This window comes from Micromonospora inaquosa, from assembly GCF_003857055.1.
Classification (GTDB): domain Bacteria; phylum Actinomycetota; class Actinomycetes; order Mycobacteriales; family Micromonosporaceae; genus Micromonospora; species Micromonospora inaquosa.
Genome location: NZ_QGSZ01000262.1, coordinates 1 through 18,181, shown reverse-complemented (window position 1 = coordinate 18,181; position 18,181 = coordinate 1). Strand labels below are relative to the sequence as shown.

The window sequence follows — 18,181 nt, the reverse complement described above, 5'->3', positions numbered from 1 at the left end:
TCGTCGGCAGCGTCAGATGTGTATAAGAGACCGGGGTGGAGGGGTCAGCTCAGCGACCCGGGCCCAGCCGGGCCTGGAGGGCTTCGCGCACCGGATCGGGAACGTGGGCGGAGATGTCGCCACCCCACTTGGCCACGTCCTTGACCAAGCTCGACGAAAGGAACGAATAGAGCGGGTTGGTCGGCATGAAGAGCGTCTCGACACCAGCCAGACCGATGTTCATCTGGGCCATCTGCAACTCGTAGTCGAAGTCGCTGACCGCCCGCAGACCCTTGATCAGCACACTGGCCTGCTGGGCCCGGCAGAAGTCCACCAGCAGCCCCCGGAACGACTCGACCCGCACGTTGCCGTACGACGAGGTCACCTCGCGGAGCATCTCGATGCGCTCCTCGACGGTGAACAGGCCACTCTTCGACTGATTCACCAGCACACCGACGATCACCTCATCGAAGAGCCGACTGGCCCTCCCGATGATGTCGAGGTGTCCGTTGGTGACCGGATCGAACGAACCGGGACACACCGCACGTCTCATGATCGGCGACCGTACCAAAGGGTGGTCTCGCCGTAACGGCGGCTGCGCTCGGCGGTGATCCCGTCCACCCAGGCGAACTCCCTGGTGCGGCGGGACCGCTCCACCACCACCAACGCGTCGGGCGCCAGCCACCCGCCGTCGACCAAGGCGGCCAACAGCGCGGTGATCTCCTCGTCCGGCACCGCGTACGGCGGGTCGGCGAAGACCACGTCGTACGGCTCGCCGTCCGGGCCGGCGGCCAGCACCGTCGCCACCTTGCCGGTGACCAGACGGGCCGCCGGACCGGCGCGCAGGGCCGCCACGTTCTCCCGGATCACCCGGGCCGCCCGCGGGTCGGACTCGACCAGCAGCACGTGCCGGGCACCTCGGGAGAGCGCCTCCAGCCCGACCGCGCCGGAGCCGGCGTACAGGTCGGCGAAGCGGGCGCCGTCGAGATCGACGTCGGCCTCGATGGCGCTGAACAGCGCCTCCCGGACCCGGTCCGAGGTGGGTCGGGTGCCGGCGCCGGGAGGCGCGGCGATCCGCCGGCCACCGAGCGTCCCGGCCACGATCCGGGTCACCGTTTCCTCCTGCTCATGCCCGCGACGCTACGCGATGCGGCGCGACCCCGGTCAGCACGGCACGGATCGCGGAGCCGGCCGGCGCGGCGACGCCGCAGTGCACCTGAGCAGCCACGCCAGCGTGAGATCCACCGTGGAGTCGCGGCGGGCGGACGGTCCCCAGTGACCAGACCGACACCTTCGGTTCATCAAAGATCACGAATCGACTACATTGCCGAATGGCAATGATCTGAACTCCCCTCATTAACCACCCATCAGTACAGTCTCCCCCTGTCCCCGCTTTCGCCGCGGGAACACCACCGCGTCGCGACGCCCCGGTGAGCAGGTGACTCCCCGGTCACCACGTCTCCCGGCCTCCCGCCACGCGATCCGTACCCCCCTCACCAGGAGCAGGCGTGAACCCTCCCAAGTCTCCGTTCCGGCGCCTCGCGGCCATCGCCGCGGGCGCGCTGATCGGCCTCGCCGGTGTCGGCGTCATCGCGAGCCCCGCGAGCGCCCACTACACCGAGCCGAGCGGCCAAGCGGTCTGTGACACCACCACCGGCGAGTGGGTGGTGAACTGGACCGTCAAGAGCGTCTACCACTACTCCTCGAAGCGCTTCCAGCTGTCGAGCGTCGCGCTCACCCCCGCCAACACCACGGTGACCAACATCGTCGCGACGTCGGAGAAGAGCTCCTACCCGTACGACGTCAACACCCCGATCACCGGCGTGCAGCGGGTGCCCGGCTCAGCCACCGAGGCCACCCTCGCCGTGAAGGCCCGGTGGGACGACGGCTACCCCGAGCAGAAGGCGCGCACGGCCGAGGTGACGTTCGAGGGCACCTGCGAGACCGAGCAGCCGCCGACCAGCCCGTCGCCGGAGCCGTCGCCGAGCACCCCGCCGACCACCCCGCCGACCACCCCGCCGGCGGTCAGCATCCCCACCGCCAGCTTCGCCTCCGACTGCGAGGGCGCCGTCACGGTGACGCTCGCCAACGGCGCGGACGCTACGACCGACGCCAAGCTCACCGTCAAGGCCAAGGACTTCTCGGAGACCTACACCGTCAAGCCGGGCGAGAGCAAGAAGGACATCGTCGTCCCGGCCAAGGCCGGCAAGATCACCGTCAGCGAGGGTGACAAGCCGGTCGGCGAGCCCTACACCTGGGCGAGCCCCGAGGACTGCGTCAAGCCCGGTGAGCCCCAGGCCGGCTTCGAGTCCACCTGCGACAAGCTGATCTTCGGCTTCGCCAACCCGGAGGACGGCAAGGCCTTCGAGGTGACCCTGACCCCGAACAAGGGTGAGGCGCAGAAGCGGACCGTCGAGCCGGGCAAGACCGTGGTCGTCGAGTTCGAGGCGTTCGAGGGTCTGACCGTGACCCCGGCCGCCGAGGGTCTCGATGACACCAGCCCGATCGCCTGGGAGAAGCCGGCCGACTGCGCGCCGGGCCAGGGTGGCGGCAAGGACGAGCCGGCTCTGCCGCTGACCGGTGCTGCCACCGGCGGCATCATCGCCGGTGCCGTGGCGCTGCTCGCGGCCGGTGCCGCCCTGTTCGTGGTGGCCCGTCGTCGTCGGGTTCGCTTCACCGCCTGAGACAAACCGCTCTGACACCTGAGGGCGCGTCGACCACCTGGTCGGCGCGCCCTCAGCCATGTACTGGCCTGCGTGATCGACTCGACGTCACGGAAACCGGGGTATCCGCGTCGGCGGGATACCCCGGTTTCATGAAAGCCGAGTGGATCAACGGCGAGGCAGCCGGCGGGCTGGCGAGATCAGCCCTTTTCCAGGTACTCCGCGCGGTCCTCGTCGACCAGTGCGGCTACCGAGGCGGCCAGCGCCGGGCTGCGGGTCAGCTCCGGATCGTCCTCGATCAGGGTGATCGCCTCGGCGCGGGCGTCGCGGATCAGGTCGGCGTCGCGTCGCAGGGACAGCAACCGCAGGTGCGAGCGGTGCCCGGACTGGGTGGCACCCAGCACATCGCCCTCGCGGCGCTGCTCCAGATCGAGCTCGGCGAGCTTGAACCCGTCGCTCGTGGACGCCACCGCGTCCAGTCGCTCCCGCGCCGACGAACCCTCGGCCGCCTCACTGACCAGCAGACAGAGCCCGGCGGCGGCACCCCGGCCGACGCGGCCCCGCAACTGGTGCAACTGAGAGACACCGAACCGGTCGGCGTCCAGCACGATCATCACTGTCGCGTTCGGCACGTCCACGCCGACCTCGACCACTGTCGTCGCCACCAGCACGTCCAGGTCACCGGCGGCGAAGGAACGCATCACCGCGTCCTTCTCGTCGGCCGGCAGGCGACCGTGCAGCACCCCGATCCGCAGGCCGTGCAGCGGGCCCTCGGCCAGCAGCGGGGCCACCTCGGTCACCGCCAGCGGCGGTCGACGGCCGTTGTCGTCCTCGGGTGGCGGCTCCTCGTCGCCAGCCGGCCCGAGTTCGAAGTCCGTCGCCTCCGCGTTGGCCGCTCCGGCCCCGGACCTCGCATCCCCGATGCGCGGACACACCACGTACGCCTGGTGGCCGGCGGTCACCTCCTCGCGCAGCCGCCGCCAGGCCCGGTCCAGATAGGCCGGCTTCTCGGCGGCCGGCACCACGTGCGAGGCGATCGGCGACCGCCCCCGGGGCAGCTGGGAGAGCGTGGAGACCTCCAGGTCGCCGTAGACCGTCATCGCCACCGTGCGCGGGATCGGGGTGGCCGTCATCACCAGCACGTGCGGCGGCTGGTCGGCCTTGGCCCGCAGGGCGTCGCGCTGCTCCACGCCGAAACGGTGCTGCTCGTCGACGACCACCAGGCCTAGGTCGGCGAAGTCGACCCCCTCGTAGAGCAGGGCGTGGGTGCCGAGCACGATGCCGGCGGCGCCGCTGGCCACCTCGCCGAGCGCCCGGCGGCGGGCTGCCGCGCCCAGCGACCCGGTGACCAGCTCGACCCGCGTGGCGTGCTCGGCGGAGCCCAGCTCACCGGCCCGCCCGAGCGGCCCGAGCAGGTCGAGCATGCCGCGGTGGTGCTGGGCGGCCAGCACCTCGGTGGGCGCCAGCAGAGCGGCCTGCCCGCCCGCGTCGACCACCTGGAGCATCGCCCGCAGCGCCACCACCGTCTTGCCCGAGCCGACCTCGCCCTGCAACAGGCGGTGCATGGGGTGCGGGGCACCCAGGTCGGCAGCGATCTCCACACCCACCTCGCGCTGACCGGCGGTCAGCTCGTACGGGAGTCGGGCGTCGAAGGCCTCCAGCAGCCCGCCGGGGCGGGCTGGGCGGGGCCGGGCCGGCCAGTCGGCTGCCCGGTGCTTGCGCTGCACCAGGGTCACCTGGACGGCGAAGGCCTCGTCCCACTTGAGCCGCCGCCGCGCCTGGTGCAGCGCCTCCTTGCTGGACGGCCGGTGGATCTCGGTCAGCGCGGCGGCCAACCCGACCAGCTTGCGGCTGGCCCGCACGGCGTTCGGCAGTGGATCGTCCGGCGGGGTGAACGTGTCCAGTACGACGCGCACGCAACGCGCGATCACCCAGGTCGGCACGGCCGCGGCGGCCGGGTAGACGGGGATCAGGGCCCCGGCGAATTCCTCGATGTCGTCGCTGACCGCCGCCTCGCCGTCGCCACCCTCGCCGAGCAGGACGTACTCCGGGCCGTTGAGCTGCCGTTTGCCCCGGAATTCGGTGACCTTGCCGGCGAACAGCCCCCACCGGCCGGGGCGCAGCTCCCGTTCGCGCCACGCCTGGTTGCCGAAGAAGGTCAACGTCAGCACCCCGCCGGAGCCGTCGCCGACGGTCACCTCCAGCAGGTTGCCCCGCCGCTGTCGCATCGGGCGCACCGCTGTGCGCTGCACCTGGGCCAGCACGGTGACCTGCTCACCGACGTCCAGCGAGCGGATGTCGGTGTGCTCACCGCGCTCGTCGTAGCGACGCGGAAAGTGGTAGACCAGGTCACCCGCGGTGTGCAGGTCGAGGTGCGAGGCCAGCGCCTTGGCTGTCTTTTCCCCGACCAGCTTCTTCAGCGGAGTGTCCACGGTGGCTGGTTCGCTCATTCGATCCCTACCAGGAGCGGGTAAAACGGCTGACCGCCCGGGTACGCGTGCACCTCGACGAACGGCCAGCGTCGCGCGACGTGCGCGCGGACGGCATCGGTGAGCCCGACCGGAGCATCCACCCCGGTCAGCAGGGTGACCATCTCGCCACCACCGCCGAGCATCCGGTCGACGACGGCCGCGCAGGTGTCGGTGAGGTCGGTGCCGATCAGGTGCACCTCCCCCTCCACCAGCGCCAACACGTCACCGGGACGGCACGGGCCGGCCACGGTCAACGCCTCCCGGCTGGCATGGCAGACCTCGGCGTAACGGCAGGCGCCCGCCGCCTCGGCCATCGCGATCACGTCGTCCTCGAAGCGGCGGTCGCCGTCGCGGACCGCGAGGGCGGCCAGCGCCTGCACGGGCGAACGGGTCGGCACCACGCTCACCTTGATGCCGTAGCGGTGGGCCTCGCGGGCGGCGGCGCTCGCCACCGCCTCCGTGTTGGCGTCGTTGGGCAGCACCACGACCCGGGCCGCACCGGTGCTGCGCACGGCGTCGAGCAACTCACCGGTGGACGGGTTGCCCGGCACCACGGTGGCCCCCTCCGCGGCGAACAGCTCGGCGATGCCGCCACCGGTGGCCACCACCACCGCGGCGCGGCCGGCCGCCACCGGACTGGCGGGTGGCTCCGGCTGGTCGGCGAAACGGGTCACCGAGATCCGGTACGGGCGGCCGGCGACGACCCCGGCCTCGACCGCCGCGCCCACGTCGTTGACATGCACGTGCACGTTCCAGGTGCCCTCCGGCTCACGCCCGTCGCCGACGACGACCAGTGAATCTCCCAGGGCGTCCAGGGCCCGCCGCAACCCGGCGACCGCCTCGGCTCGGGCATCGAGCAGGAACTGCACCTCGTACGCGTACTCGTCGGAACCGGTCTCCCGGGCGACGGTGGCCGCCGGGCGGGCGGAGCGCGGCGTCGGCGCGGGCCGGGCCGTGCTCTCCCCGGTCAGCACCTCGACCAGGGCGTCGAGCAGCACGCAGAGCCCTCGGCCACCGGCGTCCACCACCCCCGCGCGGGCCAGCGCCGGCAGTTGCTCCGGGGTCCGGGCGAGCGCCTCGGCCGCCGCCCGGGCCGCGACGTCGGCCACCGCCGGCAGGTCGTCGCTGTCCGCGCCCTCGGCCGCGGCGGCGGCGGCCGCGACCACTGTGAGCACTGTGCCCTCGACCGGCCGGGAGACCGCTGTGTACGCGGCGGTGGTGCCGGACCGCAACGCGGCGGCGAACTCCCGGCCGCGCACCGCCGGCACCCCGGCGACCTGGTCGGCGAAACCACGCAGGATCTGCGAGAGGATCACCCCGGAGTTGCCTCGCGCGCCGAGCAGCGCGCCCTGGGCCATCAGCCGCGCCGCGTGCCCGTGCGCGGTCGGCCCGCTGTCGGGGAGAGTGTCCAGATCCATGGCGAGGGCCTGCTGGGCCGAGGTGAGGGTGAGCACCAGGTTGGTGCCGGTGTCGCCGTCGGGCACCGGATAGACGTTGAGCTGGTCGATCTCGCCCTGATGGCGCTTCAGTGCGGCCAGCCCGCCCGCACACCAGCGGCGGACCGCAGCGGCGTCGAGGGTGTCCAGCACGGGCAGAAGCCTACTGGCGCGCACCGACACCCGTCGGACTCGTCCGGCGTGTCCGCCACGCCCCGGGCCGGCGGTGGTCGCGGCGGGGACGGACCCCTCCGGTACCGTTGTCGCCGGGCCGGCCCACCGTCGGGCGGACGGGCCCACGACCAGGCCTGAGCCGGGGCACGGGCGAGTGCCGGACCGGGCCGGTTGGCCGGGTCGGCGAGTCATCGGGTAACCTGACCAGGTTGCCCGGGCAGCACCTGCCGGCGACCTCATGAACGTATCAATCCCAGGAGTATCCCGTGGCTAGCGTGTGCGACGTCTGTGGCAAGGGACCGGGCTTCGGCCACAACGTGTCCCACTCGCACCGGCGGACCAACCGCCGCTGGAACCCGAACATCCAGTCGGTGCGTACCCCGGCCGGTGGCGGCAACACCAAGAAGTTGCAGGTCTGCACCTCGTGCATCAAGGCCGGCAAGGTCACCCGCGCCTGACGCGGTAACACCCACCTTCTCGTACGGCTCAGCCGGCGGACCCCGAGGGTCCGTCGGCTCTGTCGTGTTCCCGGGCAGTCGCCACCCACCCGCCCAGGGCCTGGCGCATCGGCCAGGCCGGGCCGGGTGCGCAGGTCAGAGGGTGCGGCCGAAGGAGAGACAGCCCTCCGCGTCCTTGTAGAAGCCGAAGTTCGGGATCCGCTCGTACCCGGCGGAGCCGTACATGGCGATCGCCTCGGGCTGCTTGTCGCCGCATTCCAGGAGCATCCGCTTGCGGCCCTGCTCGCGGGCCGAGCGCTCGACGGCCGCCAGCACCGCACGGGCCACGCCCCGCCCCCGCGCCGCCGGTGCCGTGTACATCCGCTTCAGCTCCGCGGTGTCCGCGCCGTGGCTGCGCCAGCCACCGCAGCCGACCGCCTCGCCGGCCAGGTAGGCGACGAGGAACGCGCCATCGGGCGGCTCGAACTCCGCCGCGTCCACCGGGGTGTCGTCACCGGAGCCGCCGTAGCGGGCAGCGAGGTCGGCAAGTGCGGCTTGGATCAGGTGCTGTGCCACCGGTGCGTCGAACCGCACCAGCCGGATCTCGATCTCACTCACGGTATCCAGGGTACGGCGGCGCGCGGGCCTCACCGAAAGTGGTCCCAGCCGGCCGGGCCGTCGTAGGCAACCCCGTCGACAGTCACGCCGGCACCGTCCGTGACCAGGCCGATCGGCCGCCAGCCCGGCGGCAGCGCCACCGCCGGGGGGAAGGTCGCGGCCAGCGCGTGGTCGTCGCCCCCGGCGAGGATCCAGGTGTACGGGTCGACGCCGAGTGCCTGCGCCGCGTCGGCCATCTGCCGGGGCACCTCGAACCCGTCCCGGCGTACGTCGATCGCCACCCCGCTGGCCGCCGACATGTGCCCGAGGTCGGCGAGGAGCCCGTCCGACACGTCGATCATGGAGGTGGCGCCGAGCTGGGCGGCCTGCGGGCCGGCCTGGTAGGGCACCTGCGGTCGCCGGTACGCCTCGACCAACAGCCGGGGGGTGCGGAAGCCGCGGGTCAGCACGGTCAACCCGGCTGCCGCGTACCCGGTGCGCCCGGCCAGGGCGAGCACGTCCCCGGGTCGGGCGCCCGAGCGCAGCACGGGTGGGCGGCCCGCCAGGTCGCCCAGCGCGGTGACCGCGATGGTCAGGGTGGGGCTGGCCGACATGTCCCCGCCGACGACACTCGCGCCGACCGTGGCCGCCTCCGCGGAGAGCCCGTCGGCCAGCTCCTCCGCCCAGCCGGTGTCCAGGTCCGCCGGCATGCAGAGCGCGACCAGCAGGGCGGTGGGCGTGGCACCCATCGCCGCGATGTCCGCCAGGTTGGCCGCTGCCGCCCGGTGCCCGACGTCGCGGGCCGAGGACCAGTCCCGCCGGAAGTGTCGTCCGTCGACCAGCACGTCGGTGGAGGCTGCCACCCGGCCGTCCGGCGCGGCCACCAGCGCCGCGTCGTCGCCCGGGCCGAGCAGGGTCGTCGGCCCGTACGACAGCCGGGCGGTGATCTTCCCGATCAGCCCGAACTCCCCGATTCCGGACACGCCGACGCCACCGCGGGCGTTCCGCCCGTGCTGCCCCGCTCCGCCGTGCTCGCTCACCGCTGCTCCTTGACCACCGATAGGGATCAGACCTGGTCCGTAAGGTAGTTTCACCCTTCGGGCCGCTCCCGGGCGGCGACGGACGGAGGTCGAGTCGTGGTACAGGCGTACATCCTCATCCAGACCGAGGTCGGCCGCGCGCGTGACGTGGCGGGTCTCATCGCGGACATCCCCGGCGTGGTTCGCGTCGACGCCGTCACCGGGCCGTACGACGTGGTCGTCCTCACCGAGGCGAACACCGTCGACGAGCTCGGCAAACTCATCGTCAGCAAGGTGCAGATGGTGCCCGGCATCACTCGCACCCTCACGTGTTCGGTGGTGCGGCTGTAAGTGGACGAGTTGACATCATCCTCCTCTGCTCTGGACGACGACGGGGCGCGCGACGCCGCCGACGGGACGTCCGAGCCGGCTGACGGTAACGGCGAGTCGACCGATCCCGCCGTCGCCGCGCCGGCCGGCCGCGATCGGACCATGCGGGGCGCCGCCCTGCTGGCCACGTTGATCGCGCTGCCGATCACGCTGCTGGTGGCCGTGTTGGCCTTCAACAAGCTCAGCCCGGATGCTCCGGTCGCCGCGCCGACCCCCTCCGCGACCGCCGCCCGGGTGCAGTCCACCGCCCCGGTGGAGATGGCCGCCCCGGCGCTGGCCGCCCGCCCGGCCACGGTCTGCCGGGCCCTGCTCTCCCAGCTCCCGGCGAGCATCCGCGACCTGGCCCAGCGGCCGGTAACCGCCGGCCCGGAGCAGAACGCCGCGTACGGCGACCCCGCGCTCACCGTGGCCTGCGGCGGCACCGAGCCCGCCTTCCCCAGCACCGACGAGGTCTGGACGGTCAACCGGGTCTGCTGGCATCTGGCCGAGCAGGCCGACGAGGCTGTCCTCTCCACGGTCGACCGGGAGACACTGATCACCGTGCGCATCCCGCGCTCGTACGAGCAGCCGTTGCAGTGGTTGCCGACGATCTCCAGCACGATCGTGGCGAGTGTGCCCTCCGGCGGCGCCATCCCGTCCGGCTGCCAGCGCTGAACTCGAACCGACTCCGCCCGCGCCGGATGAGCTGCGCGGGCGGGGTCGGCCGGCTCAGTGCAGGCCTACGCCGCGTCGCTGGGCGGTACGGATCAGGCGGTTGACCAGCTTCGGGTACTCCAGGCCGGAGGCCGCCCACATCCGGGGGAACATCGACGTCGGGGTGAAGCCGGGCATCGTGTTGATCTCGTTGAGGTAGACGTCCAGCTCGGGGGTGACGAAAAAGTCGGCGCGGGCCAGACCGGCGCAGTCCAGCGCGGTGAACGCGCGGACCGCGTACTCCTGCACCTGGCGGGTCACCTTCTCCGGCAGGTTGGCCGGAATGTCGTACTCGCAGGAGTCGTCGAGGTACTTCGCCTCGAAGTCGTAGAAGTCGTGGTCGGCGACGACCCGCACCTCGGCCAGCACGGACGCCTCGGGCGCGCCACCGGCCTCGCCCTCCAGCACGCCACACTCGATTTCGCGGCCGACGATCGCGGCCTCGATGATGACCTTCGGGTCGAACTGCCGGGCGGCGGCGACCGCCGCGTCGAGCTGCGCCCAGTCGGTGACCTTGTTGACGCCGAACGAGGACCCGGCCCGGGACGGCTTGACGAAGACCGGCAGGCCGAGCCGGTCCTTGTCCTGCTCGCTGAGGGTCATCCCGTTGCGCAGCACGGCGTACGAGCCGACCGGGATGCCCTCGACGGCACAGAGCTTCTTGGTGAACTCCTTGTCCATGGCGGCCGCGGAGGCGAACACGTTCGCCCCGACGTAGGGGATGCCGGCCATCTCCAGCATTCCCTGGATGGTGCCGTCCTCGCCGTAGGTGCCGTGCAGCACCGGGAAGACCACGTCCACGTCGGCCAGCACCCGGGGGCCCTCGGTCGGGTCGAGCACCATCAGTCCGTTGCCGGTGGGGTCGGCGCGCAGCACGATGTCGTCGCCGGAGTCGGCGGTGATCTCCGGGAGCTGACGGGCGTTGATCGCGAGCTGGGCGGGATCACCGTTGGTCAGCACCCACTGGCCGGCCCGGGTGATGCCCACCGGCACCACCTCGAACTCGTCCGGGTCGAGTGCGCCGAACACGCTGCCGGCGCTGACACAGGAGATGCCGTGCTCCGGGCTGCGGCCGCCGAAGACGATCGCCACGCGGGTCTTGCCTGGGGTGGTCACTCCGGTCACCTCTTCGTACGCGACTGCGGCTGGTCGTGCTCGCCGGTGGCGCTCACCCGGTTGACCTTACTGTGCGTGGCGAAAGGGCGAGGCGATACCCGGCGAGCCACGGCACGACACGGCAATTGGTCATCAGAGGATATACGGTGCGTAACCGGGAGGTAGCGGTGTCGCAGACCGCTGACCTGCGCCTGCGTTCAGTCCCGGGAGTGCCGGCGGCCGACCGCGATCACTTTCACCCGTTGCCGGCCGGCCCGCACCATGCCCAGCGCCATGAACGCTCCGGCGATGCGGTCGGCGGCCTCCCGGCTGCTGGCGCCGACGACCTGCCGGCGCCGCTCCGGCACGACCCGCTCGTTGCGGTTGACGCCCTCGACGGGACGCACGTCGGTGAGCACCACGAGGAAGCGGGTCATCGCGCGCCGACCGAGGGTACGGCGGGGGGCTCCGGGCGGGTTCGCACGTCGTCTCCTTCCGGCGGGCCGGGATGGCGGGGCGGCACGCGACGATCGGGTACGGGGGAGAAACCCGATCGCCGCGCGCCCCATCCCCTCCGGTCGCTCACCACCACCGTCGCCACGACAACCGGCGGTGAGGACGCCATCACAGATTGACACGTGTACAGCCGTGAATGCAACTCTCATCGACGTTTTCTCATGCAGACGTTCCCGCAAATGTGTGCGACCATCGATGCATGGCCCCGAAGACCGCTCGCGCCCGCCGGCTCGGCATCGCCCTGCGCCACCACCGGGAAGCCGCCGGGCTGACGCTGGAGACCGCGGCGGATGAGATCAACAGCACCCGCAGCACCCTCTCCCGGTACGAGAACGCCCAGACCCTGATCAGCCCGGCCACCGTGCGCGCCCTGCTCACGTCGTACGGGGTGAACGCCGAGGAGGTGGCCGCGGCGGTGCAGCTGGCCAAGGACGCCCGCAAGCCCGGCTGGTGGGTGTCGTACTCCTACCTGCTGGACCCCCGCACCATCGACTTCATCGCGCTGGAGGCCGAGGCGACCGCCATCGCCAACTTCGAGCCCTCGGTGGTGCCCGGCCTGTTGCAGACCGCGGACTACATCCGAGGTGTGATGCGCGGCGGGCCGCACACCCTCGGCGACGACCTGGTGGAGCAGCGGGTCAAGATCCGGCTCGACCGGCAACAGCGGCTCACCGCCGAGCAGCCGCCCATCCTCGACGCGATCATCGACGAGGGCGCGCTGCTCCGCCCGGTCGGTGAGCCGTCGGTGATGAACGGGCAACTGCGGCACCTGGTCAAGATGGCCGAGTTGCCGAACATCAGCGTCCAGGTGATCCCGCTCTCCGCCGGCTACCACCGGGGCACCCGGGGTTCCCTGCACATCCTCGAGTTCGCCGACCCGGAGGACCCGATCATCGCGTCGGTGGAAACCGTCGCAGGTCAGATGATCCTCGACCGCGCCGGCGAGACGCGTACCTGCACCAAGATCATGGAGCATCTCCGAAGCGTGGCGCTCAGTCCGGCGGACAGCCGCGAGATGCTCCTGTCAGTCCTGAAGGGACGGTAGGATCGATGACATCGATGATCACAGCGGCCTTGGCCACTGCACCCTGGCGCAAGAGCAGCCGCAGCGGCGACGAAGGCGCCTGCGTGGAGGTTGCCGCGATCCCAAGGCTCGTGGCCGTCCGCGACTCCAAGGACCCGGCCGGCCCGGCCCTGCTGTTCCCAACGGCGGCCTGGGCCGCCTTCGCCCAGGCGCCACCCCGACGCTGACCAGACGTGCCGAGCCGGTGCGGGTCGAGGCCCGCGCCGGCTCAGGCAACCAGCGGGCGGGGCTCCGGAACGGCGCGTAGCGCCTCCAGCGCGGCGATCGCGACACCTCGGGCACCGGCCATGTCCCGGTCCGGCACCAACGCGAAGGTGGCCACCGCCGCCTGCTCCTCGCGGAGCACTGTGTGCTCGCGGACCGTCGCCAGGAACCAGTCCCGGAACTCCGGCGCCGCCTCCACCACCCCGCCGCCGACGAAGTACGCGTGCGGGTCGGTGAAGTTCGCGGCGACGGTGAACAGCCGTCCCAACGCCATCGCCTGCTGGGCGAAGAGGTCCCGGGCGAGGGCGTCCTCGCGCTCCCCGTACCCCCGGACCAGCTTGGCGGCCCGGGCCACCGGCTCGGCGGCGAGCGGATGGTCGGGGTAGCGGGTCAGCCAGTACGGCAGCAGGTTGCGCTCGATGCCGGTCAGCGAGGCGACGCTCTCGACGTCACCGGTGAAGCCGCAGGCGCAGGTGGGCTCCGACTGGCCCGGGCCGAGCAGCCCGTTCAGCGGAATGTGCACGTGGCCGAGCTCCCCCGCCATGCCAGCAGCACCGGCGACCACCCGACCGCTCTCGACCACACCGCCGCCCAGGCCGGTGCCGACGATCGCGGACACCGACGAACGGTTCATCGCGTCGACGCCGAAGTAGACGTGGTGGGCGTAGAGCGCGGCCGCGTTGCCGTCGTTGTGATAGATCACCGGCAGACCGAGCCGTCGCTCCAGCGCACCCCGCACGTCGAAGCCGCGCCAGGCCGGTTGGGAGAAGTTGGTGGAGCCCCGCGACGAGATGACCCCCTCGGCGCTGGCCGGGCCGGGAGTGTCCAGCCCGACCGCCCGGACCAGCTCGCGCGGCACACCGGTCTGCGCCAGGGCGCCGTCCAGCGCCCGGGCCAACGCCTCGATCGCCGCCTCCGGCCCGGACCGCACCTCGCTGGGGATCTCCAACAGCCCGTCCACCAGGAACCGGCCGTCCACCGTCAGCACCGTGGCGTTGTTGCTGGTGCCGCCGTTGTCCAGCCCGACGACCACCGGCACCCCTGCGCTGCCCAACGAAACCCGCCTCTCGCCGTCATGAGTGTGAGCCGAGGCTAGTGCCAAGCTCTCTCCCCCGCCACGCCCGGCCACCCCGAACCAGCCTCAGCCGGGCCAGAAACCGGACCCGCGGCCAGCCTTCCCGCGTCGATCATGGAGTTGTGGTGGCGGACAAACAACGCGACGCGGTATCCATCGGGCACCACAACTTCTTGATCGACTCGGGTCAGGGGGTGGGGGATTAGGTGGGGCGACGGGCTGTTACTGCGGTGGCGTCCAGGTCATCGTCGTGGTGGACGATTGGGATCAGGCCGGCTGCGGTGAACGCGGCGCAGAGGGTGTCCACCTGGGTGGTTCCGGCCTCGACTACCAGGTGCCCACCGGGAGTCAGCCAGTGCGCGGCGTCGACGCCCACCCGGCGCAGCACGGAGAGCCCGTCCGGGCCGCCGTCGAGCGCAACCGGGGCCTCGTGCAGTCGCGCCTCCGGCGGCATCAGCGCCACCGCGGCGGTCGGCACGTACGGGGCGTTGGCGACCACCAGGTCCAGCCGACCCCGCCACCGCGCAGGCAGCGGAGCGAAGAGGTCACCCTCGTACACCTCGGCGTTGAGCCCGGCGACGTTGCGCCGCGCGCAGGCGACGGCCGCCGGGTCGATGTCGGCGGCGGCCAGCCAGCGTGGCGCCAGCCGGTGCGCCAGCGCGACAGTGGTGGCCCCGGAGCCACAGCACAGGTCGACCACGGCCGGGGCCGGGCCGGTCAACGCTGCGGCCACCTCTACCAGCAGGGCCGTCCGGCCGCGCGGCACGAAGACGCCCGCGTCGACGGCGATCCGCAGACCACAGAACTCGGCCCAGCCGAGCAGGTACTCCAGCGGCTCGCCGGCCACCCGACGATCGGTCAGATCGGCCAACGTCGCCGGATCGTCGGGGGCGGCGGCCAGCAACAGGTCCGCCTCGTCCTCGGCGTAGACGCAACCGGCGGCGCGCAGCCGGCCCACGAGGGCGGAATGGTCGATAGAAAATGGTGATGCCATGGGAACCTCCGGGGAAAGTCCGGCGCTCCCGAGGGCCGCTATCGCGACGTGGACCTGGGAGGATGCGCCGGTCCTGCTGGTTGGCGGATCGAACTCACCTCCTCCCGGTCGGCGGCCCACCGATCTTGGCCGCCGACACGATACCTCAGACAGCTCCGGCGGCGTCCAACGCGGCGGCGATGTCGGCCACCAGGTCAGCGGTGTCCTCCACGCCGCAGGAGAGCCGGACGAAGCCGGGAGCGGTGTCGTCGCCCCACTGCGCCCGCCGGTCGGCGGTGGTGTGCAGGCCACCGAAGGAGGTCGCCGCCGCCACCAGCCGGGCGGCCTCGACGAATCGGCCCACCCGGTCGGCGTCGCCCAGGTCGAACGAGAGCACACCCGGTATCCGGTGCATCTGCGCCGAGGCCACCGGGTACGCGGGGTCGTCCGGCCGCCCCGGCCACCGCAGGCCGGTCACGTCCGGCCGGCCGGCGAGCAGGTCCGCGACCGCTGCGGCGTTCGCGCTCTGCCGCGCCAAGCGCAGGTCGAGAGTGGCCAGTGACCGGTGGGCCAGCCAGGCGTCGAACGCGCCCGGCACCGCACCGGTGGTGGTCCGCCAGGTCGTCACCGCGTCGATCAGCTCGGAGGACCGGCTCGCCAGGTAGCCCAGCAGCAGGTCGGAGTGGCCGGTGAGCGCCTTCGTGCCGGAGGCGACCACCAGGTCGGCACCGAGATCCAGTGGGCGCTGACCGAGCGGGGTGGCAGTGGTGTTGTCCACCGCGAGCAGCGCGCCGGCGGCGTGCGCCCGCTCGGCCAGGGCCGCGACGTCGACCACGTCCAGACCCGGGTTGGCCGGCGTCTCCACCAGCACCAGCCGGACGCCCTCGAACGACCGGTACGGCCCGACGGTCGGCACGAACAGCACCCGGACGCCGATGGCCTCCAGCACGTCGGTGGCGAACGCCCGGACCGGGAAGTATCCGTCGCTGGGCAACACCACGGTGTCCCCCGGCCGCAGCAGGGTGAGCAGCAGGCCGGTGATGGCCGCCTGACCGGTCGCGAAAACCCGGCAGTCACCGCCCTCCAGCTCGCCCACCGCCGCCTCCAGCAGCCGCCGGGTCGGGTTGTCGGGGCGCCCGTAGCCGTTCGGCGACGTGCCCTGACCCTGGAACGGGTCGAGGTGGTACGGCGCGGCGAAGACCGGCCCGGGCAGGAACGCGTCCCCCGGTGCCGGCTCGGGCAGGCCAGCGCGTACGCAGCGGGTGCCGTCCCCCCATTCGCTCATCGGGTTCCTCACTCGTACGACTCGGGTTTGGCGGTGCGGCTCATCAGGGTTTCCACGGCGAGGCGCGGGTCCATCCCCTCGTGGCAGATCCGCTCGACGTGCTCGGTGATCGGCATCTCCACGCCATGCGCCCGGGCCAGGTCGCGGATCGCCAGGCAGCTCTTCACGCCCTCCGCGGTCTGTCGGGTGGCGGCCTGGGCCTGCTCCAGCGTCTCCCCCCGGCCCAGATGCTCGCCGAAGGTGCGGTTGCGGGCCAGCGGGGAGGAACAGGAGGCGACCAGGTCGCCCATGCCGGCGAGGCCGGCGAAGGTGATCGGGTCCGCGCCGAGCGCCACGCCCAGCCGGGCCGTCTCGGCCAGCCCACGGGTCATCAGCATGGCCCGGGTGTTGTCGCCGAAACCCATCGCGGTGGCGATGCCGTACGACAGGGCGATCACGTTCTTGACCGCCCCGCCCAGCTCACAGCCGATCACGTCGTCGTTGGTGTAGGGGCGCAGGTACGGCGTCCGGATCGACGACTGGACGAGCGTGGCGCGGGCGCTGTCCGTCCCGGCGACCACTGTCGCGGCGGGCTGCTCGACGGCGATCTCCGGGGCCAGGTTCGGGCCGGACACGACGACCACCCGGTCCGCGGCGACCCCGGCGGTCTCCACGATGACCTCGCTCATCCGCTTGGTGGTGCCCAGCTCGATGCCCTTCATCAGCGACACCAGGGTGGAATCCGGGTGCAGGTGCCCGGCCCATTCGGCGAGGTTGCCGCGCAGCGTCTGCGACGGCACCGCCAGCACCACCACCTCGGCGCCGGTGATCGCCTCGGCGGCGTCGGCGGTGGCGGTGACCCGGGCCGGCAGCAGCAGGTCGGGCAGATACTCGGGATTGCGGCGTTCGACCCGGATGCTCTCCGCGACCGGCGCGCGGCGGGCCCACACCGTCACGTCCCGCCCCGCGTCCGCGAGGATCTTGGCGAAGGCGGTGCCCCAGGAACCGGCACCGAGCACCGCGACGTGACCGCTCATGCCGCGTCATCCCGCTGCTCGCGGCCGACAAAGGACCGGGCCGGTCGCTCCCACAGTGGCGGCGGGGTACCGCCACGGATCTCGGCGAGCATGTCCCGCAGCCGCAACATGATGGTGTCCGTCATCTCCTCGAGGGTGGCCCGGGTCGGTTGGGCATCCGCCCACCGGCTCAGGTCGATCGGCTCCCCGGCGGCAACGGTCACCGGGATCCGGGGACGCAGGCTGACCCGGGTCGTCCGCGGGTCGAAGATCCGTTCTGGCCCCCACATCACCACCGGTACGACCGGGGCGCCGGTGGCCAGGGCCAGCCGGGCCGCACCGGTCTTCGCCTTCATCGGCCAGAGTTCCGGCTGTCGGGTGGTGGTGCCCTCAGGGTAGATCACGACCGCGCCGCCCTCGTTGAGCGCGGCGACCAGTGCGTCCAGCGAGCGGACGGCGTCCACGGTGCCCCGCTCGACCGGGATCTGCCGGCACCGGTGCAGGATCCAGCCGACCACCGGCACCCGGAACACGCTGGCCTTGCCCAGGTACTGCGGCCAGCGCCCGGAGTCGAAGATGAAGTGCGCGGACACCAGCGGGTCGGCGTGGGAAATGTGGTTCGCCACGATGATCATGCCGCCGTCCCGGCGGAGATGCTCCTGACCACGCCAGGTACGCCGGGTCCAGACGGTCATCACCGGCTTCACCAGCCCCACGGCGAACCGTTGCCAGAACCCCAGCCTCCGCCGTGCCACAGTGCCTCCTCGTCGCGCCCCAACCCCGCCGCGATGTCCCGCCCGCGACACCCGCAGCGGAAATCATGCCTGCTCGCCCCCGGTACGGCCAGCGAGGGTCCCGTCGTCCGGCTGGCAGGATTGCGGACGTGAGTCAGCCGAGGTGGGCCGTGGTGGTGCCGGTGAAGCAGCTGGCAGCGGCCAAGAGCCGGCTGCGGGGCGCGCTGCCCGGCGTACCGCATGAGGAGTTGGCGCTCGCCCTGGCGGCCGACACGCTCCGCGCGGTGCTGGCCTGCTCGGCGGTCGCCGAGGCCCTGGTGGTGACCGACGACGCCCGGGTGGCGGCGGCCCGGGCGGCCGG

19 protein-coding genes and 1 pseudogene are annotated in these 18,181 nt (G+C 72.4%); 7 read left to right on the top strand and 13 right to left on the bottom strand.

The genetic code is table 11. The features are described 5' to 3' along the window. Positions 1-49: 49 nt before the first annotated feature. Together coaD and rsmD are read right to left on the bottom strand one after the other, a co-directional pair. Positions 50-532, bottom strand: coding sequence for a pantetheine-phosphate adenylyltransferase (coaD, locus tag DLJ59_RS23600; RefSeq protein ID WP_124774788.1), 483 nt, complete (start codon positions 530-532; stop codon positions 50-52). Beyond that, positions 529-1,092 (bottom strand): 16S rRNA (guanine(966)-N(2))-methyltransferase RsmD, encoded by a 564-nt coding sequence (gene rsmD / locus DLJ59_RS23595; RefSeq protein WP_124774787.1) that lies wholly within the window; start codon positions 1,090-1,092, stop codon positions 529-531. Before rsmD ends, coaD begins: the two co-directional genes overlap by 4 nt. A gap of 395 nt (positions 1,093-1,487) precedes the next feature. On the opposite strand from rsmD, the gene DLJ59_RS23590 reads away from it, so the two are divergent. Then, on the top strand, positions 1,488-2,663 hold the full coding sequence (locus DLJ59_RS23590; protein WP_124774786.1) for an LPXTG cell wall anchor domain-containing protein: 1,176 nt from the start codon (positions 1,488-1,490) through the stop codon (positions 2,661-2,663). A gap of 179 nt (positions 2,664-2,842) precedes the next feature. Here the strand turns inward: DLJ59_RS23590 and recG are convergent, their stop codons facing one another. Beyond that, on the bottom strand, positions 2,843-5,092 hold the full coding sequence (recG, locus tag DLJ59_RS23585; RefSeq protein ID WP_124774785.1) for an ATP-dependent DNA helicase RecG: 2,250 nt from the start codon (positions 5,090-5,092) through the stop codon (positions 2,843-2,845). Beyond that, positions 5,089-6,702, bottom strand: a complete 1,614-nt coding sequence (locus DLJ59_RS23580) for a DAK2 domain-containing protein (RefSeq protein ID WP_124774784.1) — start codon at positions 6,700-6,702, stop codon at positions 5,089-5,091. The genes recG and DLJ59_RS23580 overlap by 4 nt, the downstream gene beginning before the upstream one ends. 287 nt (positions 6,703-6,989) lie before the next feature. On the opposite strand from DLJ59_RS23580, the gene rpmB reads away from it, so the two are divergent. Beyond that, positions 6,990-7,181 carry a 50S ribosomal protein L28 gene (rpmB, locus tag DLJ59_RS23575; protein ID WP_007456456.1) on the top strand — a complete coding sequence of 64 codons (192 nt, stop codon included), beginning with the start codon at positions 6,990-6,992 and terminating at the stop codon, positions 7,179-7,181. Between the two features lie 135 nt (positions 7,182-7,316). On the opposite strand, the gene DLJ59_RS23570 is transcribed toward rpmB, so the two are convergent. Both DLJ59_RS23570 and DLJ59_RS23565 read right to left on the bottom strand, forming a co-directional pair. Next, the gene (locus DLJ59_RS23570; protein ID WP_124774783.1) at positions 7,317-7,778 is read right to left on the bottom strand and encodes a GNAT family N-acetyltransferase; all 462 of its coding nucleotides are present in this window, start codon (positions 7,776-7,778) and stop codon (positions 7,317-7,319) included. A gap of 29 nt (positions 7,779-7,807) precedes the next feature. Then, on the bottom strand, positions 7,808-8,797 hold the full coding sequence (locus tag DLJ59_RS23565) for a thiamine-phosphate kinase (protein WP_124774782.1): 990 nt from the start codon (positions 8,795-8,797) through the stop codon (positions 7,808-7,810). 96 nt (positions 8,798-8,893) lie between these two features. Here DLJ59_RS23565 and DLJ59_RS23560 point away from each other — a divergent pair, with 96 nt between their 5' ends. Together DLJ59_RS23560 and DLJ59_RS23555 are read left to right on the top strand one after the other, a co-directional pair. Beyond that, positions 8,894-9,127, top strand: a complete 234-nt coding sequence (locus tag DLJ59_RS23560; protein ID WP_030487446.1) for an Lrp/AsnC ligand binding domain-containing protein — start codon at positions 8,894-8,896, stop codon at positions 9,125-9,127. Between the two features lie 30 nt (positions 9,128-9,157). Next, positions 9,158-9,820 (top strand): DUF3515 family protein, encoded by a 663-nt coding sequence (locus DLJ59_RS23555; protein ID WP_244236187.1) that lies wholly within the window; start codon positions 9,158-9,160, stop codon positions 9,818-9,820. A 54-nt stretch (positions 9,821-9,874) separates the two neighbouring features. Here DLJ59_RS23555 and DLJ59_RS23550 read toward each other — a convergent pair whose 3' ends face one another. Together DLJ59_RS23550 and DLJ59_RS23545 are read right to left on the bottom strand one after the other, a co-directional pair. After that, positions 9,875-10,975 carry a D-alanine--D-alanine ligase family protein gene (locus DLJ59_RS23550; RefSeq protein WP_124774781.1) on the bottom strand — a complete coding sequence of 367 codons (1,101 nt, stop codon included), beginning with the start codon at positions 10,973-10,975 and terminating at the stop codon, positions 9,875-9,877. 197 nt (positions 10,976-11,172) lie between these two features. Then, a complete protein-coding gene (locus tag DLJ59_RS23545; protein ID WP_124774780.1) occupies positions 11,173-11,391 on the bottom strand; it encodes a hypothetical protein in 219 nt (72 codons plus the stop codon). Between the two features lie 278 nt (positions 11,392-11,669). Between DLJ59_RS23545 and DLJ59_RS23540 the strand changes: the two genes are divergently transcribed. Then, positions 11,670-12,515 (top strand): helix-turn-helix domain-containing protein, encoded by an 846-nt coding sequence (locus tag DLJ59_RS23540; protein WP_124774779.1) that lies wholly within the window; start codon positions 11,670-11,672, stop codon positions 12,513-12,515. A gap of 5 nt (positions 12,516-12,520) precedes the next feature. Further along, complete coding sequence (locus DLJ59_RS23535; protein WP_124774778.1) at positions 12,521-12,721, top strand: DUF397 domain-containing protein; 201 nt, start codon at positions 12,521-12,523, stop codon at positions 12,719-12,721. Between the two features lie 41 nt (positions 12,722-12,762). Here the strand turns inward: DLJ59_RS23535 and DLJ59_RS23530 are convergent, their stop codons facing one another. From DLJ59_RS23530 to DLJ59_RS23510, 5 genes are all read right to left on the bottom strand, one after another. Then, positions 12,763-13,812, bottom strand: a complete 1,050-nt coding sequence (locus DLJ59_RS23530) for an ROK family protein (protein ID WP_124774777.1) — start codon at positions 13,810-13,812, stop codon at positions 12,763-12,765. Positions 13,813-14,035: 223 nt separating this feature from the next. Continuing rightward, entirely contained in the window at positions 14,036-14,827 is a 792-nt protein-coding gene (locus DLJ59_RS23525; protein ID WP_124774776.1) for a putative protein N(5)-glutamine methyltransferase, read from the bottom strand. Between the two features lie 145 nt (positions 14,828-14,972). Beyond that, positions 14,973-16,091 (bottom strand): cystathionine gamma-lyase, encoded by a 1,119-nt coding sequence (locus tag DLJ59_RS23520; protein ID WP_124774775.1) that lies wholly within the window; start codon positions 16,089-16,091, stop codon positions 14,973-14,975. 8 nt (positions 16,092-16,099) lie between these two features. Then, complete coding sequence (locus DLJ59_RS23515) at positions 16,100-17,107, bottom strand: NAD(P)H-dependent glycerol-3-phosphate dehydrogenase (RefSeq protein ID WP_124774774.1); 1,008 nt, start codon at positions 17,105-17,107, stop codon at positions 16,100-16,102. Beyond that, positions 17,104-17,841 carry a lysophospholipid acyltransferase family protein gene (locus tag DLJ59_RS23510; protein ID WP_124774773.1) on the bottom strand — a complete coding sequence of 246 codons (738 nt, stop codon included), beginning with the start codon at positions 17,839-17,841 and terminating at the stop codon, positions 17,104-17,106. The genes DLJ59_RS23515 and DLJ59_RS23510 overlap by 4 nt, the downstream gene beginning before the upstream one ends. Positions 17,842-17,969: 128 nt before the next feature. Between DLJ59_RS23510 and DLJ59_RS23505 the strand changes: the two are divergent. Continuing rightward, positions 17,970-18,181 (top strand): annotated as a pseudogene (locus DLJ59_RS23505) (2-phospho-L-lactate guanylyltransferase); the annotation flags it as partial.